The organism is Streptomyces xanthii (assembly GCF_014621695.1).
Taxonomy (GTDB): domain Bacteria; phylum Actinomycetota; class Actinomycetes; order Streptomycetales; family Streptomycetaceae; genus Streptomyces; species Streptomyces xanthii.
Map to the genome: position 1 here is coordinate 805,414 of NZ_CP061281.1, position 24,552 is coordinate 829,965.

Sequence of the window (24,552 nt, forward strand, 5' to 3'; positions counted from 1 at the left end):
GCAGCCGGTCGAGGAGCCGGCCTCCCGACGTGAGAGGGCCGGACGCTCCAGATCAAGCCTCCGGCCGCGGACCGCGTCCTGCAACCGCCGCCGGGGCACTGGGCCGCTCCCCGCGGGGTACCCGGCACCCCCGCAGAGGAAGACCCGCAGAGGACGACCATCGAGGGGACACGTCATGAACGGCGACGGCCTGCGCATCGCGGTCACGGGGGCGACCGGCAATCTCGGAACCAGCGTGGTGCGGCAGCTGAGCGAGGACCCACGCGTCGACTCGATCCTCGGGATCGCGCGCCGCGTTCCGGATCAATCACCGCCGAAGACGGACTGGGCCGCCCTCGACCTCGCCGAGGCCGACGGCGACGAGGTGGACCGGCTGTTCCGGGGCGTCGACGCCGTGGTGCACCTGGCGTGGCGGATGCAGCCCTCCAGGGACCCGGCCCTCACCTGGCGGACGAACGTGCTCGGGAGCGTGCGCGTCCTGCACGCCGTGGCGGCGGCCCACGTCCCCGCCCTGGTCCACGCGTCCTCCGTGGGCGCCTACTCCCCCGGGCCTCAGGACCGGGCCGTCGACGAATCGTGGCCCACCCACGGCTGGCCCGAAGCCGCGTACTGCCGGGAGAAGGCCTACCTCGAGCGGGCGCTGGACGCCTTCGAACTGGCTCACCGGGAGGTCCGGGTGGTGCGGATGCGGCCGGCGTTCATGTTCAAGGAGGGCTCGGCGAGTGAGCAGCGGAGGCTGTTCGCGGGGCGCTTTGTTCCGGGGTTCCTGGGCCGCCCCGATCTGCTGCCGGTGATGCCGGACATCGCGGGTCTCCGCGTCCAGACGCTGCACACCGAGGACGCGGCCCGCGCCTTCGTCACGGCCGCGCTGGGCACTGCGCGAGGCCCCTTCAACCTGGCGGCCGACCCGGTGCTGGACGCGCACGTGCTGGGCGTCAAGTTCGACGCACGCACGGTACGGCTCCCCCGTTCGCTGGCCCGCTCGGCGATGGCCGCCGCCTACGGGCTGCACCTGGTGCCGTCGTCGCCGCAGCTGTTCGACGCGGTGCTGCGCCTGCCGCTCATGGACTGCTCGCGCGCCCACGCCGTACTGGGCTGGCAGCCGCGGAAGACCGCGCTGGCGGCGGTCGACGAACTGCTGCACGGCATGCGCACCGGCGCGGGCGAACCGACACCCCCGCTGAGGGGAACCGTCTTCGGCACCTGAGAACCGTCCGCGTCACCCTTCGCGCTGCGGCGCTGTTCCGGCTGCCTCCATGCTGCGGCCGGAGGAATGTGGGTACCCGCCTCCAGTCCTGACCGACTTCGGCCCCTGTGGAGGACCGCATGACGAAGGAACGCGCACGCGCGCCCCGAGACGACGGTGACGACCGCGGTGACGCCCGCAAGGACACGGCACCCGCCGACGGGGGCGCCGAGGAAGGGCTCAAGGAGTTCCTCCTCGCCCGGAAGGACGACGGTGAGGCCGCGGACGCGCTCACCCCCAACGAGAAGGCGCAGAAGTCCGCCCGGAAGGACTGAGCCGACAGGAGCGAGCCGCGCACGCCGCCGAGCCGAGGAGACCTCCGTGGACCGGATCGCGCACCCCTGGGGTCCGCGGACCCCGTACGCCGCCGGCAGCCCGTGGCCGCGCCGGACCGACCGGCATCTGGCCCCCGGCACGCGTGAGGAGGACGTGGAGCGGTGGGTGCCCTCCGCTTCCCTGCTGCATTCCAACGGCGACGCGATGGACATCGCCGTGGCGCGAGGCGAGATCGTCGGCGTACGGGGCCGCGCGTCCGACCGCGTCAACCACGGCCGCCTCGGGCCGAAGGACCTGTTCGGCTGGCAGGCGAACGCCCCCCGCGACCGGCTGACCCGGCCCCTGGTGCGCGAGCGCGGCCGCCTCGTCGACTGCGACTGGGACCGGGCCATGAACCTGATCGTGCGGCGCTCGAAGGAGCTGCTGGAGCGGCAGGGCCCCGACGCCGTCGGCTTCTACACCTCGGGGCAGCTGTTCCTCGAGGAGTACTACACGCTCGCCGTACTGGCCCGGGCCGGCATCGGCACCCCCCACCTCGACGGCAACACCCGCCTGTGCACGGCGACGGCGGCCGAGTCCCTCAAGCAGTCCTTCGGCTGCGACGGCCAGCCGGGCTCGTACACGGACGTCGACCACGCCGATGCGATCGCCCTGTTCGGGCACAACGTCGCCGAGACCCAGCCCGTCCTGTGGATGCGCATGCTGGACCGGCTGGAGGGCCCCACTCCGCCCCGCCTCCTGTGCGTGGACCCCCGCCCCACGCCGGTGGCCCGGCGCGCCACCGTGCACCTGGCCCCGCGGCTCGGCACCAACGTCGCGCTCCTCTCCGCTCTTCTGCACGAGACGATCCGCACCGGCCGCGTCGACCGCGTCTTCGTCGAGCGGCACACCATCGGCTACGAGGAGCTGGCCGCCCGCGTCGAGCGGTGCACCCCGCGCTGGGCCGCCGGCATCTGCGATCTGCCCGCCGCCGCGATCCAGGAGGCCGCGGAGCTGGTCGGCGGCGCCGAGCGGCTGCTGTCCACCGTCCTTCAGGGCGTCTACCAGTCCCACCAGGCCACGGCCGCCGCCGTCCAGGTCAACAATCTGCACCTGCTCCGCGGCATGCTCGGCCGTCCCGGCGCCGGCGTCCTGCAGATGAACGGCCAGCCGACCGCCCAGAACACCCGGGAGTGCGGCGCCGACGGCGACCTGCCCGGCTTCCGGAACTGGCAGAACCCGCGGCACGTGGCCGACCTCGCCCGCGTCTGGAACGTGGACCCGGAGCGCATCCCGCACGACGGCCCGCCCACGCACGCGATGCGCATGTTCCGCGAGGCCGAGGAGGGATCGCTGCGGATGCTGTGGATCAGCGGCACGAATCCCGCGGTGTCGCTGCCCGAACTGGAGCGCGTCCGCGCGATTCTCGGCCGGGACTCGCTCTTCACGGTGGTGCAGGACCTGTTCCTGACCGAGACGGCGCACCTGGCGGACGTGGTGCTGCCCGCCGCGACGTGGGCGGAGAAGCGCGGCACGTTCACGAACGCGGACCGGACGGTGCATCTGTCGGAGAAGGCCGTCGACCCGCCCGGCGAAGCCCGCCCCGACCTGGACATCTTCCTCGACTACGCGGAGCGCATGGGTTTCACCGACCGGGACGGCGCGCCGCTGGTCGCCTGGCACGACGCGGAGTCGGCGTTCGAGGCGTGGAAGCGGTGCAGCGCGGGCCGCCCGTGCGACTACAGCGGACTCACCTACGCCCGGCTGCGCGACGGCGACGGAATCCAGTGGCCCTGCCCCGATGCGTCCTCCCCCGGCACCGAGCGCCTGTACACGGACGGATTCCCCTGGGCCGCTCCCGAAGTCTGCGAGAGCTACGGCAAGGACCTGGCGACGGGCGATCCGGTCGGCCCCGCGACGTACCGGGCGCGCAACCCGCACGGCAAGGCCCTGCTGCGGGCCGCCGACCACACGCCGCCGGGCGAGGACACGACCGCCGAGCATCCGCTGCAACTCACCACGGGCCGCACGCTCTACCACTTCCACACCCGGACGAAGACGGGTCGGGTGCCGCAGCTGAACGCCGCCGCGCCCGACGTGTGGGTGGAGATGAGCCGCCGCGACGCCGACGAACGTGGCCTGGCGGAGGGCGACTTGGTGGACGTCTCCACGCCGCGGGGGTCGGTCCGCGCCGCGCTGCGGGTCACCGGCCTGCGCGACGGCGTGGTCTTCCTGCCCTTCCATTACGGCTATTGGGACACGGGCGGCGCCCCCGAGGACGCCGACGCCCGGCGTGCCGCGAACGAGACCACGATCACCGACTGGGACCCGGTCTCCAAGCAGCCCCTCTTCAAGATCGGCGCGGCCCAGGTGACCCTCGTGACGCGGGCCGGCGGCCACCCCTCCCCCGCCCCCACGAACACCGCCTCGGCCCCCGACGACCCCGAGCCCGTCCCGCCCACCACGGGCGGCCCCGCCGCCGAAGCCTCCTCCGACGCCTAGCCGCCCCGTTGGCGTCACGGGCCGGTGGTCGCGCCACAGGACGCGGCCACGTGGTCACGGTCACGGCCGGAACAGCGTCTTCACCATGCCGTCGGTCTTGGCCTGGAACATCTCGTACGCGCGGGGTCCGTCCTCCAGCGGCAGGTGGTGCGTGGCGAACGTGTCCACCCCGAGCGGGTCCTCGTCGGTGAGCAGCGGCAGGATGTCCCCGACCCAGCGCTTCACGTTCGCCTGCCCCATGCGCAACTGGATCTGCTTGTCGAACATGGTCAGCATCGGCAGCGGGTCCGCCGCTCCGCCGTACACGCCGGAGACCGAGATCGTGCCGCCCCGGCGGACGATGTCGACGGCGGCGTACAGGGCGCTGAGGCGGTCGACGCCGGCGCGTTCCATGACGCGTGCGGCCAGGGCGTCGGGGAGCAGGTTCACGCCCCATTGGGCCGCCTTCGGGACCGGGCCGCCGTGTGCTTCCATGCCGACGGCGTCGATCACCGCGTCGGTGCCGCGCCCGTCGGTGAGCTCACGGACGGCCCGCCCGATGTCCTTGCCGTGTTCGCGCAGGTCGAGAACGGTGGCGCCGTCCTGCCGTGCCCGGGCGAGCCTCGAGTCCACCAGGTCGACGCCCACGACGAGGCCCGCGCCCCGGTGCAGGGCGATGCGCGCGGCCATCGCGCCGATCGGGCCCAGGCCGAGCACGGTGACGCTGCCGCCGGGCGGGATGTCCGCGTACGCGACCGCCTGCCAGGCCGTCGGCAGGACGTCGGAGAGGAAGACGTACCGGTCGTCCGGCGGGCCGTGCGGGACCCTGACGGGCAGGTCGTTGCCGAACGGGACGCGCAGGAACTCGGCCTGTCCGCCCGGGACCTGGCCGTAGAGCTTGGTGTAGCCGAAGAGCGCGGCTCCCATGCCGCGCTCCTTCACCTGCGTCGTCTCACACTGGGAGTGCAGCCCGAGTCCGCACATGTGGCAGTGCCCGCACGAGATGTTGAACGGCACCACGACCCGGTCGCCCACGGCGAGTTCCGTCACGTCCGCGCCGATGTCCTCGACGACGCCCATGGGTTCGTGTCCGAGGATGTCGCCGGGATCCAGGTAGGGCCCGAGGACTTCGTAGAGGTGGAGGTCGGATCCGCACAGGCCGGTCGAGGTGGTGCGGACGAGGATGTCGTCGGGTTCCTGGAGCACCGGGTCCTTCACGTGGTCCACTCGCACGTCCCGTTTGCCGTGCCAGGTCAGTGCGCGCATGGGGCTCCTCCGTCTCGGTCGCTGTCCCTGCTCAGTGCCTGCCGTGGGCGGTGTCGGACGCGCCGCCGAAGAGGCGGGCGACGGCACGGAAGGGCAGGGTGACGACGGTGGCGATGGCGCCGCCGATCGCCCGGAGGACGTCGGCGATGGCTTTCAGCATGGCGAGCTCCTCCGCCTGGTGTGCTGTGTGTGGGGGGGGGACCGGTGGGTCAGTCCTCGCCCCGGACGATGTTCGGTTCGCGTTCACGCTTCGGCGTTCCTTCGATGACCGCCGTCGCCTGGACGCACGTGCGGATCGCGCTCTTGCGGAGCCGCCGTGCCTTGGCCCAGCCCGTCTCGGGTCGCTCGGTGATCGCGGCATCTCTCACTTGCGCGGCCACGGCTTTCCATCCCCTTCCGGATCCTGCGTCCCACCCTCGAAGCGGGTGCCGGTGGCGTCGTTGCGCCACTCATCTGCAGCCGGGTCCCCGTCGTCCGCACGGTCAAACGCGGCGCGTGGCCCGCCGTCCGGTGACGTTTCGCCCCGTACCCCAGGGGCACTCCGAGCAGCACGGGAAAGATCGGCGGACAGCGCGTCCCACCCCCTACCAGCGCGAGGTCTCTCATGAGCGACCAGGAAGACCGCACCGATCCGGACGGCCGGGGCAGGGCGGACGACGCCTACCAGCCCACCGGCGGCAACGAGGAGCAGGAGGACGCTGCGGCGCTCGATCTGCAGAACGCGGTGGACGAGCGGACGTACGACGACATGGTCGACGAGGGATACTCGCCGCCCGAGAAGCCGCTGGGTGTCACCAAGAAGGGCACGACGGCGGCCGAGCAGCGCGAGGGCGAGACTCTCGACGAACGGCTGCGGCAGGAACGCGGCGAGCAGGAGCCGCCCACGGGCGACGGTGTCGGCGATCTGCCCGGCGGCGAGGGCGAGCCGGTCGACCCGGAGGCCGGGGACCGCAGGTCCGGACGGCTCGTGGCACCTGACGAGGGTGCTCACCCGGATGCCACGAAGGAGTCCGCCGCGGCCGACCGGGGCATCGACGGCGGCGCGGCCGGAGCCGAGGAGGCGGCGGTGCACGAGATCCACGACGTGGACCTGCCGCCGCTCCCGGACGACCGTTAGGAACGAACGGAGCTGACATGACTCCGAACGCGGAGGGCGTCACGCCCCACCTGTCCGATGCGGTGACGGCGCTGCGGCCGGTCACTCCCGTGGGGCCTCCCGCCGAACTGCCCCCCGACCTCAACCAGGCCATTCTGGAGGCGGCCAAACAAGTGGCCTCCGTGCTGAAGAAGCAGGGCCATGATTTCGCCCTCGCCGGCAGCGTCGCGGTCTTCGCGCACGGCGGTGCCGGGAACCTCCAGCACGACGTGGACTTCTGCATCAGGCCCGAGGACGCCGAGGCGGTCGCGGCCACGCTCGAGAACGCCGGCCTCGCCGTCCACGTACCGCCCGAGGACTGGCTCATCAAGGCCAAGTGTCTCGGCCAGGACGTCGACCTCATCTTCGAGCTGGCGCACGAGCCGGTGACGCCGGAACTGCTGGCCCGTGCGACGGAGTTGCCGCTCGACTCGGTACGTATGCCGGTGCTGGCGCCGACCGATCTGCTGTGCGCGCTGCTGTCCGCGTTCTCCGAGCACTACTGCGATTTCGGGGCCGTGCTGCCGATGGCGCGGCAACTGCGGGAGAAGATCGACTGGCAGCGGGTCGACCGGGAGTGCGGGGACGCGCCCATGCCCGACGCGTTCCTCTATCTGCTGGAGCGTCTGCAGATCATCACGCCCCGGATCCGCGCCCTGGACGAGGAGGAACAGTCGGCACCGGGGAGGCACCCATGACGGCGCCCGGCAGCATCGAGTACCGCATCGCCCGTCTTCACGAGCATCTCGCGGAGGGCGCAGCGGGTGAGCTCGGCCTCCGCATCGAGGCCGGTGGAACGCGGGTGACGGTCATCGGCTCCGTGCCCACCGCCCGCTGCCGCGCCGAACTGATGGAGACCGTGCGGCGGGAACTGGCCGACCTCACCGTCCACTTCGACCTCGTGGTCACGGAGGCGTCGGTGCCGACCGGGCAGGAAGAGCTGCCATGACGCGCGTAGCGGCCGTGGGCGACATTCACATGGGCCCGGACAGCCAGGGTCTGCTGCGGCCCGCGTACGAGACGCTGCCCGAGCACGCCGACCTGCTGCTGCTGGCCGGTGATCTCACCCGGCACGGCACACCGGAGGAGGCCCGGGTCGTGGCGCGCGAGGTCGAGGGGCTCCCGGTGCCGGTGATCGCCGTCCTCGGCAATCACGACCACCACGACGAGCGGCCGGACACCGTCCGCGCCGTGCTCCGCGACGCGGGCGTCCACGTCCTGGAGGGGCAGGGGACGGTCGTCGACGTGGACGGCGTACGGGTGGGGGTCGCCGGGACCAAGGGGTTCGGCGGTGGTTTCGCCGGGCGGTGCGGCAGCGAGTTCGGTGAGCCGCTGATGAAGGAGTTCATCCGGTACACCCGCCGCTGCGCCGAGGGACTGCGCACCGCGCTGGAGGAGTTGGCGGAACAGGACTGCGCCGTCCGCGTCGCGCTCACACACTTCTCACCGGTGCCGGACACGCTCGCCGGGGAACCGCCCGAGATCTATCCGTTCCTCGGCAGTTATCTGCTGGCGGAGGCCATCGACGCGGCGGGCGCCGACCTCGCGGTGCACGGGCATGCGCACGCGGGCACGGAGCACGGGATGACCGGCGGCGGCGTCCCCGTACGCAATGTGGCGCAGCCGGTGATCCGGAAGGCATTCAGCGTGTACAGCTTCCCCGATGCGGCCTGATCCGCCCGCTGTTGCCGGCCGGGACGTTTACGCGTCGCGCATCGGGTCACCCGGGTGACAGGCCGGACGGGACGGCCGTGAGGGAGTGTGGGGACACATGTGGAGGCGCCGCGACTGCGGCGCCTCCATCATGATGCGTGGGCCTCAGCGGCCGGACCGCCTCGCCCGGTCGGCCACCTTCGACGCGGCCTCCTGCATCTGACCGTGGGCCTGCTCGGCGCGTCCTTCCGCCCGCATGCCCTGGTCGTCCATGGCCTTTCCGGCGGCCTCCTTCATCTTGCCCTTGACCTGCTTCGCCTTGGCTTTGGACTTACTCATGGTGAGCACTCCTTTACGTTGAGTGGTGGGAGTGCTTCCACCTTGCGCCGCCCTGCCGGAGCCCGCAACCGAGACGAACACGCAGGGTCAGAACGCGGGGAACGCGGCCGCCCAGGTACACGGCGCCGAGTTCCGCGGCGGTGAGGCGCAGGCCGGGGCGGGCAGCGGGGGCTACCGCCGGGCGGGACGCGAGAGGGGCCCGGATCTTCCCGGGCCCCTCATCACATCAACTCAGCACTGCCATACGGCTACTTGACCCCGAGGAGCTGCTCGATCGGGTCGATGGCGAAGTAGACGAGGAAGAGGACCGAGGTCCCCCACAGCAGCCAGTGCACCTCACGCGCCTTGCCGAGCGCCGTCTTGATGATGACGTAGGCGAGGAAGCCGGCGCCGATGCCGTTGGTGATGGAGTACGTGAACGGCATGACGGCGATGGTGAGGAACGCCGGGATGGCGATGTCGTAGCGGTCCCAGTCGATGTGCTTGACCTGCGTCATCATCAGGAAGCCCACGGCCACGAGGGCGGGGGCGGCCGCCTGGAGCGGCACGATGGTGAGTACGGGGGTCAGGAACAGCGCGAGGGCGAACAGGCCACCGGTGAAGAGGTTGGCGAAGCCCGTGCGGGCGCCTTCGCCGACGCCCGCCGCCGACTCGATGTAGGTCGTCGCGGAGGACGCGGACGCTGCGCCGCCGGCCACGGCGGCGGCGCCGTCGATGAGGAGCACCCGGCCGAGGTTGGGAACCTGGCCGCGCTCGTCGAGGAGGCCGGCCTCGGCGGTCACGCCGACGACGGTGCCCATGGTGTCGAAGAAGTCCGACAGGATGAGCGTGAAGACGAGCAGCAGCACGGTGACGACGCTGACCTGGCCGAACGCGCCGAACACGTCGAAGTTGCCGAGCAGTCCGAAGTCGGGGGACGCGACGACGGAGTCCGGGATCGCGGGCGTGGTCAGACCCCAGGTCTTGATGTCGGCGAGCTGGTCGAGGACGACGGCGAGCACGGTCATCGCGACGATGCTGATGAGGATCGCGCCCTTGACCTTGCGGGCGAGCAGCACGATGGTCAGCACGACGCCGAGCGCGAAGACGAGCATGGGCCAGCCGGTGAGGCTGCCGGTGCCGAGCTGCACGGGCACGGTGGTGTTGGCGGCGTCGGGGACGCGGGTGACGAAGCCGGCGTCGACGAAGCCGATGAAGGCGATGAACAGGCCGATGCCCACGCTGATGGCCTGCTTGAGCGGCTGCGGGATGGCGTGCATGACGGCTTCGCGCAGTCCGGTCAGGACCAGCACGCAGATGATGAGCCCCTCGAGCACGATCAGACCCATCGCGTCGTCCCACGTCATGAGCGGGGCGAGCTGGAAGGCCACGACGGCGTTGAGACCGAGGCCCGCGGCGAGGGCGAGCGGGAGGTTGCCGCCGACGCCCATGATGACGGTCATGACGGCGGCGACGAGCGCGGTCGCGGTGACGAGTTGGGCCGGGTCGAGCTGGGCGCCGGTCTTGTCCTCGGCCGCGCTCAGGATGATCGGGTTGAGCACGAGGATGTACGCCATCGTGAAGAACGTGGCGACACCACCGCGTATCTCACGGCCGTACGTCGAACCGCGTTCGGTGATCCGGAAGTAGCGGTCGAGCGGACCGCCGGGGGTGCGGGGAGGGCTGCCGGCCGGGGGATGCGCGTCGTACGGTGCGCCGGTCGCGCTGGGGGAACTCATCGAGTCTCCTGCATCTGCACGTGTCGCGGGCACGACACATGGGCGGACATGGGGAATGCATCCGGAATCAAGGACAGTTGGGAGGATCCTCTGACATCGCGACAGGTGTCGCGATGCACGAACGCACATGCGAAGCGCTGAGGATCATACGGACAACCGCCGTGGCGGGCGGGACGGAAGCTGTTCCATCGGTCAGTAGTTGCAAGGATGTTATGGAGATCCCACGAACCGGGCCCCGCCAGGGCCGCATGCGGCCGGACACGCTTGGTGACCCTCACAAAATGCACTGTTGACTGAACACACAGTAGCCAAAACACATATGCCCCTCTATCATCCCGGCTGTGCCTGGTCCCCCCTCCCCCCATGCCCCGCCCCCACCCTTCGACGCGGTGGCGGCCCGCCGTATCCGCGAGTCGCTCGGCATGGCTCCGGGCCATGTCGCGCACGGCCTGAGCTCCTCCTTCGGCCTGACGTACATCACGCCCGGGACGGTCACCGCCTGGGAGCGGGGCCTCGCCTCACCGAGCCCCGCCGAACTGACCGCGCTGGCCAGCGTGTTGTGGTGTGATCCGACCCAACTCATCGGTACGCCGCGCGCGTTGCGTGAGCACCGCCTGATCCGCGGTTACGCGGCGACGGACGTGGCCCGCGCGGTCGGCATGGATCTCGGCGTGTACGAGGAGGCCGAGCGCACCGGCGTCTGGCCCGGCGACGACCGGCAGACGAAGGCGCTGGCCTCGGTCCTCGGGCTGTCCCAGCGCGACCGCATGTCCGTCACCGGCGACAACGGCCGGCTCGCCGAACTCCTCGGCGAGGCGGTGAGCACCCGCTGGCAGGCCCACGCCCGCGCGATCGCCAAGCTCACGGGTCTCGACCGACGCGCCCTCGCCGAGCCGCTGCGCACGATGCACCAGGAGTACCAGCACCTGATGACGGCCACCCTCAGCCGCGCGACGACCGCGGCGGCGTCCGGGGAGCAGGGGCGCGCCTATCTGGAACGGGTCACCGACCGCTTCTGGGACCTGCTGGAGGCGCAGGGCTAGTCGTTCGGCGCACCCTGAAACCCATCCGCCGTCACCGCCCTCGGCGCCGCCCGCCGCCGAGGGCGACGCCGAGGCCGTGGGCCATCTGCCCGGCGATCCACGCGGCGTACTCCTCACCGCTCCAGCCGCATGTCAGCACCAACGACCGGTAATGGGCGGGGTCGTTGTACATCCACACGACATCCACGGCGCGCTCCCGCTCGAGGGCGGGCGGCGCGGAGGCGAGCGCCTCGAGCCGGTCGACCACCATGGCGGCTCCGGCGCGCCGGTTGCGCTGCATCGTGTCCCAGAGGGCGGCCGGCTCGGCTCCCCCGTCCGCCGCGCGCCGGACCACCTCGAAGATCTCCGCCGCGCGTTCGCCGATGACGCGGCACACCTCGGCGTAGGCGCGCAGCACCGCTTCCGGGGTGCGGGCGTCCCACACCGGCCGGAACCAGGGCCGCTCCGCCACGGGGACCGGTTCGTCGTCACCGGCCAGCGCCTGGTCCACCGCCTCGCGCAGCAGCGCGGCCTTGGATCCGTACGCGGCGAAGACGGTCGGCCGGGCCACCTCGGCGCCGGCGGCGATGTCGGCGAGGGACGTGGCGGCGTAACCGCGGGCGACGAAGAGGCGGGTCGCGGCCGCGAGGACCGCCTGCCGGGTCTGGCGGGCCCGCTGCTCCCGCAGCGGCGAGGCGTACCGACGCCGCACATCGTCTCGGGCTCCCATAATTGGACATTCTAGCTTAGTATTGAATAGACACTGTCTCTCCAAATTGTGGAGCAGGAGGCGGCCATGTCGTCGTCCGTCAACCGTCCTTACCTCCTGGGAAGCACCGAGGGCGAAGCGCTGTGGTTCCTCGGGAATCTGGTCACCCTCAAGGCCTCCGGAGCACAGACCCGGGGCCGGCTCACCGTGGCGGAGTTCCTCAACCCGGCCGGCTTCGCACCCCCGCTGCACCGGCATCTGGAAGAAGACGAGATGTTCTACGTCCTGTCGGGAACCGCCCGCTTCCTGTGCGACGGGCAGGAACTGGAGGCCCGCCCCGGGGACTTCGTGCTGCTGCCGGTCGGCGTGCCGCACACCTTCGTGGTCGGCGCCCAGGAGCCGCTGCGCTGTCTGCAGATCACCACACCGTCCGGCTTCGAGGACTTCGCGGCGGACGTCGGGGCACCGGCACGGGAGCGGCGCCTCCCCGATCCCGGCCCCTTCGACCCGGCGGCCCTCGGGCACGCCGCCGCCCGCCACCACATCGAGATCCTCGGCCCACCGCCGGGCATCCCGGCCACTTGAGCGCAGACGTCGCTCCAGGGCCCGGGCGGGGTGGTGCCGGCACCACCCCGCCCGGGCCCTGGGCCGACTGTGTCGCGGGCGGCGGAGGAGGAGCGTTGCTTCCCGTCAGGGTTGTTCCCGTCGGTACGAGTGCCGTCGGCGGGGACCGGTATCGACCACGGGACGGGGAAGCATGATGGCCAGTCACACACGGCGGGGTCTCCTCAAGGGCGCGGCGGTCGCCGCGGCGGGCGGCGCGGTCGGGAGCGGTCTCGGGACCGGCTTCTTCACGGCTGCGGCGCGGGGCAGCCACATGGCCGGGGGCACGAGGGAGGCGAGGCCGTTCCTGGAAGGTGCCTTCGCTCCGGTCACCGAGGAGTTGACCGCCTTCGACCTGGAGGTGACCGGCCGCATCCCCCGCGATCTCGACGGCCGCTACCTGCGCAACGGCCCCAACGCCCTGGGCCTGGAGGACGTCCGCGCCCACCACTGGATGCTCGGCGACGGAATGGTGCACGGGGTCCGGCTGCGCGACGGGCGCGCCGAGTGGTACCGCAACCGCTGGGTCCGCTCCTCCCGGGTGACGTCGAAGCTGGGCGAGCGGTACCCGGGACAGGTGCCGCCGGACGACTTCGCGTGCAACACCTACGTGATCCCGTACAAGGGCCGCGTCCTGGCGCTGCAGGAAGGCGGTCCCCTGCCGTACGAGCTGGACGGGGAGCTGGGGACGGTGCGCCCGTACGACTTCCGCTCCACGCTCGAGGGCGCGTTCACCGCGCACACCAAGTACGACGCGGCGGCGGACGAGTTGCACGCGATCGCGTACTACCCCACCTGGGACCACGTGCGGCACATCATGATCGACCGGACCGGCCGGGTGGCACGGACCACGCGGGTTCCCGTCACGGACGCGCCGATGATGCACGACTTCGCGCTCACCGAGAAGTACGTGGTGATCGTGGACGTGCCGATCACCTTCGACGCCGCCGCGGCGGAGGCGGGCGCGATCGTGCCGTATGTGTGGAACGACGGACACCCCATGCGCATCGGCCTGTTGCCCCGTGCCGGTGGCACCACGCGCTGGTTCGAGATCGACCCCGTGTACTACTCGCACACGCTCAACGCCTACGACCACGGCGACTCCGTGGTGATGGAGTACATCGGGTTCCCCGCGCCGTTCCACGCCGCCGGGCGCGGCATGGGCGGGCCGTGCGCGACCGGGTCCCCGACGCTGGACCGCTGGACGATCGATCCGCGCGCGGGCCGGGTCCGCAGCAGTCGCCTCGACGACCGCCCGCAGGAGTTCCCCCGCATCAACGAATCCCTGGTCGCGCACCGGCACCGCTACGCCTACACCGCGAGCGCGGCCGAGATGTGGCGCGCGTACGAGACGGCCGACGGGGTGCCGCCCGACGAGAAGTTCACCAACCATCTGATCAAGCACGACATGCTGCGCGGCAGCACGCAGCTGATCCGCTTCCCCGACGGCGCGGCGGTGAGCGAGCCGGTGTTCGTCCCGCGGCGCGGGGCCCGGGACGAGGACGACGGCTACGTCCTGTCGTACGTGAACGACCCGGGCCGGGGCGCGACCGACCTGGTGATCCTCTCGGCCCAGGACTTCGGCGGGCGCCCGCTGGCCCGGATCCACCTTCCCGGCCGGGTACCGCTGGGATTCCACGGCAGCTGGGTGGCGGACGCCTAGTCGGGCCCCGGCGCGGCGCCGGGCGCGGGTTCCCGCTCAGGCGCCGCGCCAGATGTTGTCGAACGCGGCGTTCTCGACGGACCGGCGCTGCCGCTCCGCCTCCAGTTCCAGTTCGGCGCCGCCGACCGCGGCCAGCACCGTCACCACCTGGTCCGACAGGCCCGAGGCGTCGACCGCCGACTCGTCCCCCTGCCGCAGCGCGGCGACCAGGGCCTGGAGCACCGGCTCACCCGCCTCCCAGCGGGCGACGGCGACCTCACGCGCCGCCGACGCGAGGGTCTCGGGCGGGCCGGGCCTGAAGCGGTGCGGCTTCCTCGTGACCAGGCCCTCGGCCCGGAGCCCGGCCACGTACTCCTTGGCCAGCCCGTTTCCCCGACGCCACAGCCAGTCGTCGACCAGCTCGAACGGTTCCTCGCGCACCAGCGACGACACGGCCTGCCGCATCAGCTCGTCGTCCTGCGCGGGCGCGAGCCCCGGCACGATGCGCTCCTCTCGCACGGCGGCAGCCTCCGCGCGCACGAGGTCGACGAGCTCCCCGCCGGCAAGAGCGAGCGACAGGGCGCCCTGGTCCGCGGGAACACCGTGCTCCCGGTCCAAGGAGATGAGCAGCAGGTCCCGTGCGGTGTTCATGAGCGCTCCCTCTGACGGTGTCGGCCAGCGTACGAGGCCTCGCCCCGGATCGCTCCGGAGGCGCGGACGGACGCGGCATCCTGCCGGGCTCCGACGGCAGCCGGAAACCTGGCCCCGGCGGCCGCCGGATACAGTGCGCGTCGGCAGCCCCGTCGCCCGGTTGCCCGAGGAGGGGAAGCGTGACCGACACCCACGAGAAGCGTTCCGTCGACAGCGCGGCGCGCGAGGCACGGCAAAGACGACTGCGCCGCCTGCTGGGCCTGCTCCCGCTGATCGCGCCCGTCCTGCTGTGGACCGTGCCCTGCTGGCTCCTGCTGTACGCCGGTCAGGGCTGGCCCGTCCCCGTCACGGCGGCCGGAACGGTCCTGTTCGCCCTCGGCCTGACCGGCATGCCGCTCGCGATGGTGCGCGGCCACGGCAAGCGGCAACAGGACCGGGCGGCGATCGTCGGGGACACTCTGCTGGGCACGAGCTGGACGCTGTTCACGTGGTCCGTCCTGCTCGGCGTCCTGCTGCGCCTCGCCCTGAGCGTGGCCGGTGTCGGCGACGGCCAGGACCGGGCCCGGATCGTCGCCTGGGCGACCCTCGGCACGGCCGCCGTACTCCTCGCCTGGGGATACGCCGAGGCCCGCCGGGTACCGCGGGTGCGCCGGCTCGACATCGAACTCCCGCGCCTGGGCGCCGGCTTGGACGGCACCCGTGTCGCCCTCATCACCGACACGCACTACGGGCCCCTGGACCGCGCCCGCTGGTCGGCCCGGGTCTGCGACACGGTGAACACCCTGGACGCCGACCTGGTCTGCCACACCGGCGACATCGCGGACGGCACCGCCGAGCGGCGCCGTGCCCAGGCCGCCCCGCTCGGCACCGTACGGGCCACCCGTGCCCGGGTCTACGTCACCGGCAACCACGAGTACTACAGCGAGGCCCAGGGCTGGGTCGACCTCATGGACGAACTGGGCTGGGAGCCGCTGCGCAACCGCCATCTGCTCCTCGAGCGCGGCGGTGACACCCTCGTGGTCGCGGGCGTGGACGACGTCACCGCCGAGTCCTCCGGTCTGGCGGGCCACCGCGCCCATCTCGCCGGAGCGCTGGACGGCGCCGACCCCGAGCACCCGGTCCTGCTCCTGGCCCACCAGCCCAAGTTCGTCGACGAAGCCGCGGCCGGCGGCGTCGACCTCCAGCTGTCCGGCCACACCCACGGCGGGCAGATCTGGCCCTTCCACCACCTGGTCCGCATCGACCAGCCGGCCCTCGCCGGCCTCAGCCGCCACGGCGACCGCACCCTCCTCTACACCAGCCGCGGCACCGGCTTCTGGGGCCCGCCGTTCCGCATCTTCGCCCCCAGCGAGATCACCCTCCTCGTCCTGCGCTCCCCGCAGCCGACCGCCTGACAGCACGGCCGGCCCCAGCCCCCGGTCGGTCAGCTCAGCACCAGCAGCACCGCCAGGGCGACGAGGAGGGAGTCGATCCGGTCGAGGATGCCGCCGGAGCCGGCCAGCCACCGGCCGGCGTCCTTGGCGCGCGCGCCCCGCTTGACCATCGACTCCAGCAGGTCCCCGAGGGGGCCGCCGACCGCGACGGCCACCGCCGTCTGCCACGTCAGGCAGGACAGCACGGCCAGCGTGAGCAGACCGGCCGCGGCCCCGGCCAGCGTGCCGCTCCACCGTTTGGCGGGCGACAGCGGGGAGAGCCGGGGTCCGCCGAAGCGGGGGCCCGCCGCATAGGCGACGATGTCGGCGATCGACACCGCCACGAACAGGACGAGGCCGACGGCGCCCGAGGACACGAGCCCGGCCAGGACCCCCAGCCACACGAGCCCCAGCAGACCCGCTCCCAGGCGGCGCAGCCCGTGCTCCGCGTCACCCGAGAACAGCGGCACCCCGGCGATCGCCAAGGCCCCGGCGGCCGCCACGCGGATCACCTCCCCGGGGGCCAGCCAGGCGGTGACCACAAGGGCGACGAGCGCCGCGCCCAATACCGCCCGGTCGATCGGGCCGAGCCGCAGCAGCCCGCCGAACTCCGCCACCGCGATCACGCCCACCACGGACGCGAGCACCGCGATCCCCGGCGGGCCGAGCCAGAACGCGGCGGTCACCAGGGGCACTCCGAGCGCCCACACGCACCAGCGGACCATCAGTTCGCGGCGCCGGGTCGCCGCCACCGCGACGCCTCCGGCCGCCAGGGCCCCGCCGAGATAGGGCACGAGACCGGCGACCGTCGTCACCGGGAGACCGTCCCCGACGCGCCCGACACCACGACGGCCGGTGCGCGCAGCGCGTCCAGGGCGCTGCGGCAGGCCGCCACGATCCGCGCGTTCTCCGCGGTGTCGCGGACGGCGATCCGGACGGTCCGCCCCTCGTACGCCGGGGACATCGGCGACAGGTCGCGCAGGAACACGTCGTGCCGCCGGCACTCCCGCACCAGCTGCGCCGCGCTCGGCCCGTGAGGCGGCAGGGTCACCGTGAGGAAGTTCGCCACCCCCTCGTCGACCGCGGAGAAGCCGTCCAACTCACCAAGGTCGTGCGCCAGTTGGCGGCGCAACTCGTGGGTGCGGGCCCAGCGCTCCGCGTAGTGGCCGGGGTCGCGCAGGGCCGTCACCGCGGCCAGCTGGGCCGGCAGGCTCACGGGCCACGGCGGCGTCCAGCGGCGCAGCTCGCCGGCGGTCTCCGGACAGGCGACCAGATAGGCGGCTCGCATCCCCGACAGGGCGTACATCTTCGACAGCGAGGTGCAGACGACGACCCGGGCGTCGGCCGAGGCCAGTCCGGCCAGCGAGTCCGCCGGATCGACGTAGCCCAGGTAGGCCTCGTCGATCCACCAGCGGGTCCGGTCGGGCGAGGCCTCGATCACCGCGCGCAATGCGTCGGCCGGGGCGTGGCGGCCGGTCGGGTTGTTCGGGTTGACGACGACCACGAGGTCGTACCGTCCGTCGCGGGTCGCGGCGGCGAGCCGGGCCGGGTCGACCAGCCAGCCGTCCTCCCGGCGCAGCTGGAGCCGGTCGACCTGGCAGCCGATCACCCGCTCGGTGACATGGGCGTACTCCCCGTAGCCCGGGTCGAGGAGGAGCACCCGGCTCGCCGGGGTCAGCCAGCGGCCGAACGCGCGGAAGATCAGATCGGACGAGCCCGCCCCGACGACCAGTGACTCCACCGGCAGCCCGCGGACCCGGGCGAGCTCCGCGAGCAGTCCTTCCGCGCCGGTGGGCGGCGAGGTCCGGGCCGACCACCCCGGGTCCTCCGACAGGACGGCGCGGACCGCCGGAGAGGGCGGGAACCAGGCGTCCAGCACGTCCGCGGCGACCACCTCGTGACGGCGGTTCAGGGTCCGGAAGTCGGTGCCGATCGCCGAGAAGAACGCCCCGCCGTGCTCGCAGCCGTCCGCACGCGGTGCGAAGGGCATGTCGAGCCGCCAGTCGAGGTCCGTCCGCAGCCGCTCCAGGATCCGGCCGTGGCGCTGCGCGACCGTCCTCGTCAGCTCGGCCACGGACCCGCTGAGGACCTCGAACGAGACGGCTCCCGAGCGGATGGTGCGTCCCATCGGGCGCAGCCCGGCGGCGAGATACATGTCGAGCAGCTCCGTGCGTCCCATCGCCACCACCCGGCGGCCGCCCCGTGCGGCGGCCCAGCGCAGCGCCGCGTACATGAGCAGCGGGGCCGCCGCGGTCGACCGCCACCTCTGCTCGACGGTCAGCACCCGGATCTCGAACGGTGCCTCATCGGTCAGGACCGGCAGCTCCTCGCGCGTCAGGTACTTGTCGAGGGAGTAGCGGCCGACCCACGGCGGGGTGAGGCTGACGAAGCCGATCCGTCTCTCGCCGCGCGCGGCCACGAGATAGACGTTGTCACCGTCGAGCCCGTCGCTCAGTCTTCCCGACGGGTCCACCGGATGCTGACCGAGTTCCTCCGCGTACACGCGGTGGCGCAGCTCGTGGATCCAGTCGAGGTCGCCAGGCGTGGCCGTGCGCACCTGCAGGGCGTGTTCCATGTGTGTCCCCCCTGAGACGGTCTTGCTTTCGGCCTCAGCATGGAGGAGTCCGGCGGGCGGCACCTGAGTACGCGTACTCAGCCGGGCGGCACGGGAGTTGGCAGCGGTCCAGGTCAGAGCCGAGTCCGGCGGACGCCGGGTCCGGGTGACGGGCCCGGGCGCCGCCGGTGTCCGCCGCTCCACGAACGCTCCCGCCGTGCCCGACGGCGTGACATGATCGCGCCCTGATCTGGTCCGGACCGAGCCGGTCCGGGCGCACTGGGAGGGGTTCCGTGCATCTGTTCATCGCCGTCTTCGGCATGCTGGTCGCCGCGCTCATGGCCGCATCCGGCGTGGCCGCCCTCGCACGCGGCTGGGTCCTGCCCCTGAACCGGGGACGGGTGCTGCGAACTCGCCTCTACGGCGCGGGTCAGCTGGTCGTCGCCGTCGCTCTGTGCTGGCAGATGGCCGTCCTGACGCGCCTCGTTCCCCGGCCCGACAGCGCGCCGACGCTGGCGGGGAGCGCGCTGCTGCTGATCGGCCTGTTCATGATCATGTTCAGTCAGCGCATCGGCGGAGGACGCTCCCGCTCCGGGGCGGCGTAGCGGGAAGGGCCCGGCCCCGGCGGGGACCGGGCCCTTCGGCCGGCCTCACGGTGTGCGGGACCGGCCCGGTCCGCTCACAGGCCGCAGGATCCGCGGTCCAGGTGGAAGTAGCGGGCGTTGGCCCAGCGGCACAGCCGGATGCCGACGACGACGCCGACGACGGTGACCAGCGCGGGCAGGTAGCCCCCGGCGACCTGGATGATCGGGATGGCCGGGCAGCCGCCGGAGATCGCCCAGCCGGTGCCGAACAGCACGGCTCCGGGGACGACACCCGCGTGGATGCGCCCAGGAGTGCGCCGGATCCGGAGCAGCGCGAACGCGCACACGATGATGCCGACGGCCCCCGCGAAGGTGAGGAACATCCGCAGGTCCTGGAAGGTGAACATGCGGTTCAGCTCGGCGTAGTCGCCGAAGCCGATGTGGGAGACGGTGTAGCCGAGCGCCAGCCCCGTGATGATGTTCGCGAGCAGAATCGCGCCGCGGGTACGCATCAGACCACCTTCCACAGGAGGAACGAGACCGCGACGGCGGTGCCGAAGAACACGGCGGTCGCGACCAGGCTGACCGGGCGCAACCGCCCGCAGCCGTTGAGCCCGTGGCCCGAACTGCAGCCACCCGCAAGGCGCGTTCCGAATCCGACGAGCACGCCTCCCACGAACAGCAGGACGGTCATGGTGACCGGGTTCGCGGTGACGACGTCGCGGAATCCGGGGCCCATGTCGAGGCGCAGACGGAACTGCCCGGAGGTGACCGCGGCGATCAGCCCGCCGATGAAGATCGACACCAGCAGGGCGGCCTGGGTGACGAGCGGGGCCGGGGTGGGGGCCGCGGTGTCGTCGCTCTCGGTCGGCTCGGCGTCCGGTCGGGCCGGCTGCGAGGTCCCGTACGGGGTGGGCGGCGCGGCCGGGTTGGTCCCGAAGTGCTCGGCCGTCGCCGCGGCGAGTGCCTCGGCGAGCTCCCGCCGGTCGGTGAACTCCTCGTCCATGCGCTCGAGTCGGCGCTCCCGGCGCCAGTGCAGGACGCGATCCCACGCCGAGGAGACCCCGAACGAACGGTCCGTGGTCAGGGCGTAGTTGACGGTGATCAGAGCGAGCCCGGCAGCGCCGGCCCACCAGGGCCAGTAGCCGCTCATGCGGGGCCTCCCATCCATTCGGCGAGTCGGGCCCACACGCCGCGCTTGGCCCGGGAGCCCTGACCGTCCCGACGGGGCGGACGGTCGCGTTCCGAGGTCGACGGCCGGTGGGCCGACGCCGAGATCGTCGGGGACGCGGGGCCGAAGCGGGCCGGCGCCTCCGGTTCCGCGGTCACGGGTTCCACCGGCCACGCGGGCGCCGGCGGGGACCCGTATGCGCTCACCTGCGGCCGGGGACCGTGCCGCGGCGGACCGCCCTGGCGGGGTACCCGTGCGGGCCCGGCGGCGCCGCCCCCGTCCGCGCTCTCGTCCATCTCCTCCAGGTGCCGCGCGCGGGCCCCGTTGGGCAGCAGGCTGATCGGTACGCGCTCACCGGTGAGGGACACCTGGTAGCGGGCGCAGCCCAGCCATTGGTCCTCGCTGTCGCAGTAGTAGTCGCGCCATCCCTGCAGACTCGCCCGGAGTAAGGGGAAAAGCGGGCATCCCGCGGCGTGCGAGCAACTCACGTTGCTCCCTTCTGACCGGCGCCCACCATCCCCGCTCCATGGGGACGGCTGCCGTTCTCGGTCTCTTGCCCTGCCACGCCCAAGTCGACGGCGTCGAACGGGCGTTGATGGCCTGTCACGGTGCGGAGCAGTGCGTTCCTGCCTCGACCGGGCGTGATGGAACCACTGTTTCGGTATCGCGAGCAAATGCGGGACACGCCCTTGTCTCCTTGACTTCACCGGGTGCGCGATGTCACGCAATATCGGGCCTGCCGCCCCCATGTCGTGGCCCTTTCCGCACGCAGAAGTAGCCCTGATGTGAAGGTCGTGCACACATGGGCGCCCATTGCGCTGAAACAGTGAATTGGTCTGTGACCAAACTGTTGATATTACTGGTCGTTAACGAGAGCGCGAAGCGAGGAGAGAGAAACCGTGTGCCGACGAGTGGTCTGCCCGTCCTGCCGGAAGGCGACCTACGAGGGTTGCGGAGGCCACGTGGAGCAGGTGCTCGCCGGTGTGCCGAGCGCGCAGCGGTGCGCGTGCGAGCGGACGAGGCCGGGGGCCGCGCAGGCCCCGCGTCCGGGTGTGCCGCAGTCGAGCCGGTGGGCCCGGCTCAAGGCGTGGATGAAGAGCACCGCCTAGAACCGGCCCACGCAGGAGCGACTGACCGCGACTGAGGTCAGCCGACGCACAGCCCGAGAAGGCAGATCTCCACGGGCGAGTTCGCGGGCTGAGACGCGTCGTCCGTCGTGGGCGCCGGCTGCCGCCCCTCCACCGGGCCGGACGGCTCGGGAGCCGCGCCACCGGCGGCCGGCCCGGCGCTCCCCGCCTCAGGAGTCTCCGTCGCCGCCGGACGACGGCGGACCGGATCGGTGACCTCGGACGGCGCGACCGTCGACGCCGCGCGCGGCGCCGCCGATACGGGCTGCTCCCGAGGCTGACCGGACATCGGCGGGCGAGAAGCGGAAACGGCGGGCGCCGGCTGCCGGGGCCGCCGGGCGGACTCCGACGCCGACGCGACGGGGCTCTTCTCGTGCTCCTGCTTCTGCTCGGCACCTGTCTCCGGCCTCTCCGGAGCGATGGCCGCCTGGACCCGGCCGCCGGAGTGCCCGTCCATCGCGGCAATGGTCAGCCCGCCCCCGACAAGCGCGACAGCGCTCGCGACCGCGGCTCGCCGCTTGTTCCTCCGCCACTGGACCAGCCGGCGACGCCGCGCCGCACGCCCGGGCCGAGCGACCGGCACGTGCTCGGGCTCAGAGGCGGGCGCGGGCGCGGCATGCGTGACGGCGTCCACGGCCGCCGGCTCCGAGCCGATACGGCTGGCGACGGCGGGCGGCGCGATGTCAGGGGCGTAGGCGCCGCACCCGGGGCACACCAGCGCACCGTTGAGGTACCGACGGCATGAGGAGCAGTAGTCCATCTCCGCTTTCCGGCCTTCCTGGTTCGCGGGGCCGCCGGTCTGCACGCCACACACCAGTCGAATTCACATCCCCGTTTCTCTCTCCTTCTGCGTTCTGCGGGCGCGTGAGCGTTACACCGAGAACTGATTCCCGGTGCATCGCGCCGCCCGGTCGACGGAATTCGTATGAACCGTGCGGAGAATATGAAGAAAAAGGGGTGACGCCTTCACCGAGAGCTTTTCTCGTGCCCCTTCCCGAGCCATGCGCTCAGCCCCGATACGCCTCCAGCAGTCGCAGCCAGACCTCGCTGACCGTCGGGTAGGCCGGGACCGCGTGCCACAGGCGGTCGATGGGGACCTCTCCCGCGATCGCGATCGTCGCGGAGTGGATCAGTTCGCCCACGCCGGGGCCGACGAAGGTGACGCCGAGGAGGATCTCGCGGTCGAGGTCGACGATCATGCGGGCCTTGCCCGTGTAGCCGTCGGCGTAGAGGCCCGCGCCGGCGACGTTCGCGATGTCCTGGTCGACGGCGCGGACGCGGTGGCCCGCCGCCTCCGCCTCGGCGAGGGTGAGGCCCGCGCTCGCCGCCTCGGGGTCGGTGAAGACGACCTGCGGGACGGCGGCATGGTCGGCGGTGGCGCTGTGCGCGCCCCAGCGGTCGGTCTCCAGGAGCGGGACGCCCTGGGCGCGGGCGGTGATCGCGGCGCCGGCGATGCGGGCCTGGTACTTGCCCTGGTGGGTGAGGAGCGCGCGGTGGTTGGAGTCGCCGACCGCGTACAGCCAGTCGTGGCCCTCGACACGGAGCGAGTCGTCGACGGGCAGCCAGGAACCCGGTTCGAGTCCGACGGTCTCCAGGCCGATGTCGTCCGTGCGCGGTGCGCGGCCGGTCGCGAAGAGGATCTCCTCGGCCTCGACGGCCGAGCCGTCGTCGAGCGTGGCCGTGACGATGCCGCCCGAGCGTTCGACGGCCTTCACGGAGACGCCCGTACGGATGTCAGCGCCCGCCTCGCGCAGCGCGTCCGCGACCAGTTCGCCCGCGAACGGCTCCATGCGGCCCAGCAGTCCGTCGCCGCGCACCAGCACCGTGACCCGCGAGCCTAGCGCCTGCCAGGCCGTGGCCATCTCGGTGGCCACGACGCCGCCGCCGACCACGATCAGCCGGTCCGGGACCGTGCCGGAGCTGGTCGCGTCGCGGCTGGTCCACGGCTTGACCTCGGCGAGGCCCGGCACGTCGGGGAGGGCGGCGCGCGTGCCGGTGCAGACCGTCACGGCGTGCCGTGCGGTGAGCGTGGTGACCGTGCCGTCGTCGGCGGTGACGGTGACCGTGCGGGGTCCGGCGAGGCGGCCGTGGCCTCGGTACAGGTCGGCGCCGATGGACTCCACCCAGCGGACCTGGCCGTCGTCCTTCCAGTGGGAGGTGTAGGAGTCCCGGTGGTCCAGGACGGCCTGGGCGTCGAGGGGGCCCTGCACGGCCTGGCGCAGGCCGGGCACGCGGCGGGCGTCGGCGCGGGCGATGACCGGGCGCAGCAGCGCCTTGCTGGGCATGCACGCCCAGTACGAGCACTCGCCGCCGACCAGTTCGCTCTCCACGACCGCCACGCTCAGGCCCCCGGCCCGCGCCCGGTCGGCGACGTTCTCCCCGACCGGTCCGGCTCCCAGTACTACAACGTCGTACGCGATGGCTTCCGTCATGGTGCCCAGTCTGGTGGCAGGTGTGCACGCGGGCCACATGGGTACGAGCGCGGAATACGTCCGCGACGCGGACCGTTGTGCACAGCGGCATTGCCCCCACGGCTTCGCCCCCCCGAACCAGGAAGCAGGAAGAGGGAAACACCATGAGCAGCACCACCGTGGAGCTGACCAAGGAGAACTTCGATCAGACGGTCACGGAGAACGGATTCGTGCTGATCGACTTCTGGGCGTCCTGGTGCGGGCCCTGCAAGCAGTTCGCCCCCGTCTACGAGAAGGCCGCCGAGGCCAACCCCGACCTGGTCTTCGGCAAGGTCGACACGGAGGCGCAGCCCGAGCTGGCCGCCGCGTTCGGCATCCAGTCGATCCCGACCCTGATGATCGTCCGTGACCAGGTCGCGGTGTTCGCCCAGCCGGGCGCGCTGCCGCAGGAGGCCCTGGACGACGTGATCGGCCAGGCGCGCAACCTGGACATGGACGAGGTCCGCAAGTCCATCGCCGCGCAGCAGGAGCAGGAGCAGCAGGGGCAGTCCCCCTCCGACCAGGGCTGAGCCG

At 72.5% G+C, this 24,552-nt stretch carries 26 protein-coding genes and 1 pseudogene; 13 read left to right on the forward strand and 14 right to left on the reverse strand.

Going from position 1 to position 24,552, the window contains the following annotated elements:
- The first annotated feature begins 175 nt into the window (after positions 1–175).
- From IAG42_RS03945 to IAG42_RS03955, 3 genes are all read left to right on the forward strand, one after another.
- On the forward strand, positions 176–1,207 hold the full coding sequence (locus IAG42_RS03945; RefSeq protein WP_188335613.1) for an NAD-dependent epimerase/dehydratase family protein: 1,032 nt from the start codon (positions 176–178) through the stop codon (positions 1,205–1,207).
- Positions 1,208–1,326: 119 nt separating this feature from the next.
- Positions 1,327–1,521, forward strand: coding sequence for a hypothetical protein (locus IAG42_RS03950; protein ID WP_188335614.1), 195 nt, complete (start codon positions 1,327–1,329; stop codon positions 1,519–1,521).
- Between the two features lie 46 nt (positions 1,522–1,567).
- Positions 1,568–4,003: a molybdopterin oxidoreductase family protein gene (locus tag IAG42_RS03955; RefSeq protein WP_223205848.1), complete on the forward strand. Its 2,436-nt coding sequence runs from the start codon at positions 1,568–1,570 to the stop codon at positions 4,001–4,003.
- 60 nt (positions 4,004–4,063) lie between these two features.
- Here the strand turns inward: IAG42_RS03955 and IAG42_RS03960 are convergent, their stop codons facing one another.
- The 3 genes from IAG42_RS03960 to IAG42_RS03965 are packed head-to-tail and all read right to left on the reverse strand — an operon-like array spanning position 4,064 to position 5,628.
- On the reverse strand, positions 4,064–5,248 hold the full coding sequence (locus IAG42_RS03960; protein ID WP_188335616.1) for an alcohol dehydrogenase catalytic domain-containing protein: 1,185 nt from the start codon (positions 5,246–5,248) through the stop codon (positions 4,064–4,066).
- Between the two features lie 31 nt (positions 5,249–5,279).
- Positions 5,280–5,408, reverse strand: a complete 129-nt coding sequence (locus IAG42_RS38320) for an LPFR motif small protein (RefSeq protein WP_262928305.1) — start codon at positions 5,406–5,408, stop codon at positions 5,280–5,282.
- A gap of 49 nt (positions 5,409–5,457) precedes the next feature.
- Entirely contained in the window at positions 5,458–5,628 is a 171-nt protein-coding gene (locus IAG42_RS03965; protein WP_188341794.1) for a hypothetical protein, read from the reverse strand.
- A gap of 224 nt (positions 5,629–5,852) precedes the next feature.
- On the opposite strand from IAG42_RS03965, the gene IAG42_RS03970 reads away from it, so the two are divergent.
- From IAG42_RS03970 to IAG42_RS03985, 4 genes are read left to right on the forward strand one after another with little or no spacing between them, the layout of a single operon-like run.
- On the forward strand, positions 5,853–6,365 hold the full coding sequence (locus IAG42_RS03970; RefSeq protein WP_188335617.1) for a DUF5709 domain-containing protein: 513 nt from the start codon (positions 5,853–5,855) through the stop codon (positions 6,363–6,365).
- 17 nt (positions 6,366–6,382) lie between these two features.
- Positions 6,383–7,081: a nucleotidyltransferase family protein gene (locus IAG42_RS03975; protein ID WP_188335618.1), complete on the forward strand. Its 699-nt coding sequence runs from the start codon at positions 6,383–6,385 to the stop codon at positions 7,079–7,081.
- A complete protein-coding gene (locus IAG42_RS03980; protein ID WP_188335619.1) occupies positions 7,078–7,332 on the forward strand; it encodes a hypothetical protein in 255 nt (84 codons plus the stop codon). The genes IAG42_RS03975 and IAG42_RS03980 overlap by 4 nt, the downstream gene beginning before the upstream one ends.
- Positions 7,329–8,057: a metallophosphoesterase family protein gene (locus IAG42_RS03985; protein WP_188335620.1), complete on the forward strand. Its 729-nt coding sequence runs from the start codon at positions 7,329–7,331 to the stop codon at positions 8,055–8,057. Before IAG42_RS03980 ends, IAG42_RS03985 begins: the two co-directional genes overlap by 4 nt.
- Positions 8,058–8,201: 144 nt before the next feature.
- Here the strand turns inward: IAG42_RS03985 and IAG42_RS03990 are convergent, their stop codons facing one another.
- On the reverse strand, positions 8,202–8,375 hold the full coding sequence (locus tag IAG42_RS03990) for a CsbD family protein (protein ID WP_188335621.1): 174 nt from the start codon (positions 8,373–8,375) through the stop codon (positions 8,202–8,204).
- A gap of 248 nt (positions 8,376–8,623) precedes the next feature.
- Positions 8,624–10,093, reverse strand: coding sequence for an NCS2 family permease (locus tag IAG42_RS03995; protein WP_188335622.1), 1,470 nt, complete (start codon positions 10,091–10,093; stop codon positions 8,624–8,626).
- 341 nt (positions 10,094–10,434) lie between these two features.
- Here IAG42_RS03995 and IAG42_RS04000 point away from each other — a divergent pair, with 341 nt between their 5' ends.
- Positions 10,435–11,136: a helix-turn-helix domain-containing protein gene (locus IAG42_RS04000; protein WP_188335623.1), complete on the forward strand. Its 702-nt coding sequence runs from the start codon at positions 10,435–10,437 to the stop codon at positions 11,134–11,136.
- A gap of 31 nt (positions 11,137–11,167) precedes the next feature.
- Here IAG42_RS04000 and IAG42_RS04005 read toward each other — a convergent pair whose 3' ends face one another.
- On the reverse strand, positions 11,168–11,845 hold the full coding sequence (locus tag IAG42_RS04005) for a TetR/AcrR family transcriptional regulator (protein WP_188335624.1): 678 nt from the start codon (positions 11,843–11,845) through the stop codon (positions 11,168–11,170).
- A gap of 66 nt (positions 11,846–11,911) precedes the next feature.
- Here IAG42_RS04005 and IAG42_RS04010 point away from each other — a divergent pair, with 66 nt between their 5' ends.
- Both IAG42_RS04010 and IAG42_RS04015 read left to right on the forward strand, forming a co-directional pair.
- Entirely contained in the window at positions 11,912–12,409 is a 498-nt protein-coding gene (locus IAG42_RS04010) for a cupin domain-containing protein (RefSeq protein ID WP_188335625.1), read from the forward strand.
- 175 nt (positions 12,410–12,584) lie between these two features.
- Complete coding sequence (locus IAG42_RS04015) at positions 12,585–14,090, forward strand: carotenoid oxygenase family protein (protein ID WP_188341172.1); 1,506 nt, start codon at positions 12,585–12,587, stop codon at positions 14,088–14,090.
- A 36-nt stretch (positions 14,091–14,126) separates the two neighbouring features.
- Here the strand turns inward: IAG42_RS04015 and IAG42_RS04020 are convergent, their stop codons facing one another.
- A complete protein-coding gene (locus IAG42_RS04020) occupies positions 14,127–14,720 on the reverse strand; it encodes a GPP34 family phosphoprotein (RefSeq protein ID WP_188335626.1) in 594 nt (197 codons plus the stop codon).
- Positions 14,721–14,899: 179 nt separating this feature from the next.
- On the opposite strand from IAG42_RS04020, the gene IAG42_RS04025 reads away from it, so the two are divergent.
- Positions 14,900–16,114 carry a metallophosphoesterase gene (locus IAG42_RS04025; protein ID WP_188335627.1) on the forward strand — a complete coding sequence of 405 codons (1,215 nt, stop codon included), beginning with the start codon at positions 14,900–14,902 and terminating at the stop codon, positions 16,112–16,114.
- 29 nt (positions 16,115–16,143) lie between these two features.
- Here IAG42_RS04025 and IAG42_RS04030 read toward each other — a convergent pair whose 3' ends face one another.
- Complete coding sequence (locus IAG42_RS04030; RefSeq protein WP_188335628.1) at positions 16,144–16,947, reverse strand: phosphatidate cytidylyltransferase; 804 nt, start codon at positions 16,945–16,947, stop codon at positions 16,144–16,146.
- A complete protein-coding gene (locus IAG42_RS04035) occupies positions 16,944–18,707 on the reverse strand; it encodes a histidinol-phosphate aminotransferase family protein (protein ID WP_188335629.1) in 1,764 nt (587 codons plus the stop codon). The genes IAG42_RS04030 and IAG42_RS04035 overlap by 4 nt, the downstream gene beginning before the upstream one ends.
- A 272-nt stretch (positions 18,708–18,979) precedes the next feature.
- Here IAG42_RS04035 and IAG42_RS04040 point away from each other — a divergent pair, with 272 nt between their 5' ends.
- Positions 18,980–19,291 (forward strand): hypothetical protein, encoded by a 312-nt coding sequence (locus IAG42_RS04040; protein WP_188335630.1) that lies wholly within the window; start codon positions 18,980–18,982, stop codon positions 19,289–19,291.
- Positions 19,292–19,365: 74 nt separating this feature from the next.
- Here IAG42_RS04040 and IAG42_RS04045 read toward each other — a convergent pair whose 3' ends face one another.
- The 5 genes and pseudogenes from IAG42_RS04045 to IAG42_RS04060 form a co-directional block, all read right to left on the reverse strand.
- Positions 19,366–19,782, reverse strand: coding sequence for a YeeE/YedE thiosulfate transporter family protein (locus IAG42_RS04045; protein WP_188335631.1), 417 nt, complete (start codon positions 19,780–19,782; stop codon positions 19,366–19,368).
- Positions 19,782–20,423, reverse strand: coding sequence for a YeeE/YedE family protein (locus tag IAG42_RS04050; RefSeq protein ID WP_188335632.1), 642 nt, complete (start codon positions 20,421–20,423; stop codon positions 19,782–19,784). Before IAG42_RS04050 ends, IAG42_RS04045 begins: the two co-directional genes overlap by 1 nt.
- 1,164 nt (positions 20,424–21,587) lie before the next feature.
- Entirely contained in the window at positions 21,588–22,025 is a 438-nt protein-coding gene (locus IAG42_RS04055; protein WP_188335633.1) for a hypothetical protein, read from the reverse strand.
- 9 nt (positions 22,026–22,034) lie between these two features.
- Positions 22,035–22,328, reverse strand: a pseudogene (locus IAG42_RS38675) (SCO2400 family protein); the annotation flags it as partial.
- Between the two features lie 247 nt (positions 22,329–22,575).
- Positions 22,576–24,000 carry a dihydrolipoyl dehydrogenase family protein gene (locus tag IAG42_RS04060; protein ID WP_188335634.1) on the reverse strand — a complete coding sequence of 475 codons (1,425 nt, stop codon included), beginning with the start codon at positions 23,998–24,000 and terminating at the stop codon, positions 22,576–22,578.
- A gap of 143 nt (positions 24,001–24,143) precedes the next feature.
- On the opposite strand from IAG42_RS04060, the gene trxA reads away from it, so the two are divergent.
- Positions 24,144–24,548 (forward strand): thioredoxin, encoded by a 405-nt coding sequence (gene trxA, locus IAG42_RS04065; RefSeq protein ID WP_188335635.1) that lies wholly within the window; start codon positions 24,144–24,146, stop codon positions 24,546–24,548.
- The last annotated feature ends 4 nt before the right edge of the window (positions 24,549–24,552 follow it).

Excerpts from the sequence above, each read along its gene's own strand:
- IAG42_RS03945 (WP_188335613.1), top strand. The coding sequence starts at position 176 with ATGAACGGCGACGGCCTGCGCATCGCGGTCACGGGGGCGACCGGCAAT.
- IAG42_RS03950 (WP_188335614.1), top strand. The coding sequence starts at position 1,327 with ATGACGAAGGAACGCGCACGCGCGCCCCGAGACGACGGTGACGACCGC.
- IAG42_RS03960 (WP_188335616.1), bottom strand. The coding sequence starts at position 5,248 with ATGCGCGCACTGACCTGGCACGGCAAACGGGACGTGCGAGTGGACCAC.
- IAG42_RS38320 (WP_262928305.1), bottom strand. The coding sequence starts at position 5,408 with ATGCTGAAAGCCATCGCCGACGTCCTCCGGGCGATCGGCGGCGCCATC.
- IAG42_RS03970 (WP_188335617.1), top strand. The coding sequence starts at position 5,853 with ATGAGCGACCAGGAAGACCGCACCGATCCGGACGGCCGGGGCAGGGCG.
- IAG42_RS03975 (WP_188335618.1), top strand. The coding sequence starts at position 6,383 with ATGACTCCGAACGCGGAGGGCGTCACGCCCCACCTGTCCGATGCGGTG.
- IAG42_RS03980 (WP_188335619.1), top strand. The coding sequence starts at position 7,078 with ATGACGGCGCCCGGCAGCATCGAGTACCGCATCGCCCGTCTTCACGAG.
- IAG42_RS03985 (WP_188335620.1), top strand. The coding sequence starts at position 7,329 with ATGACGCGCGTAGCGGCCGTGGGCGACATTCACATGGGCCCGGACAGC.
- IAG42_RS03990 (WP_188335621.1), bottom strand. The coding sequence starts at position 8,375 with ATGAGTAAGTCCAAAGCCAAGGCGAAGCAGGTCAAGGGCAAGATGAAG.
- IAG42_RS03995 (WP_188335622.1), bottom strand. The coding sequence starts at position 10,093 with ATGAGTTCCCCCAGCGCGACCGGCGCACCGTACGACGCGCATCCCCCG.
- IAG42_RS04005 (WP_188335624.1), bottom strand. The coding sequence starts at position 11,845 with ATGGGAGCCCGAGACGATGTGCGGCGTCGGTACGCCTCGCCGCTGCGG.
- IAG42_RS04010 (WP_188335625.1), top strand. The coding sequence starts at position 11,912 with ATGTCGTCGTCCGTCAACCGTCCTTACCTCCTGGGAAGCACCGAGGGC.
- IAG42_RS04015 (WP_188341172.1), top strand. The coding sequence starts at position 12,585 with ATGGCCAGTCACACACGGCGGGGTCTCCTCAAGGGCGCGGCGGTCGCC.
- IAG42_RS04020 (WP_188335626.1), bottom strand. The coding sequence starts at position 14,720 with ATGAACACCGCACGGGACCTGCTGCTCATCTCCTTGGACCGGGAGCAC.
- IAG42_RS04035 (WP_188335629.1), bottom strand. The coding sequence starts at position 18,707 with ATGGAACACGCCCTGCAGGTGCGCACGGCCACGCCTGGCGACCTCGAC.
- IAG42_RS04045 (WP_188335631.1), bottom strand. The coding sequence starts at position 19,782 with ATGCGTACCCGCGGCGCGATTCTGCTCGCGAACATCATCACGGGGCTG.
- IAG42_RS04050 (WP_188335632.1), bottom strand. The coding sequence starts at position 20,423 with ATGAGCGGCTACTGGCCCTGGTGGGCCGGCGCTGCCGGGCTCGCTCTG.
- IAG42_RS04055 (WP_188335633.1), bottom strand. The coding sequence starts at position 22,025 with ATGGACGGGCACTCCGGCGGCCGGGTCCAGGCGGCCATCGCTCCGGAG.
- IAG42_RS04060 (WP_188335634.1), bottom strand. The coding sequence starts at position 24,000 with ATGACGGAAGCCATCGCGTACGACGTTGTAGTACTGGGAGCCGGACCG.
- trxA (WP_188335635.1), top strand. The coding sequence starts at position 24,144 with ATGAGCAGCACCACCGTGGAGCTGACCAAGGAGAACTTCGATCAGACG.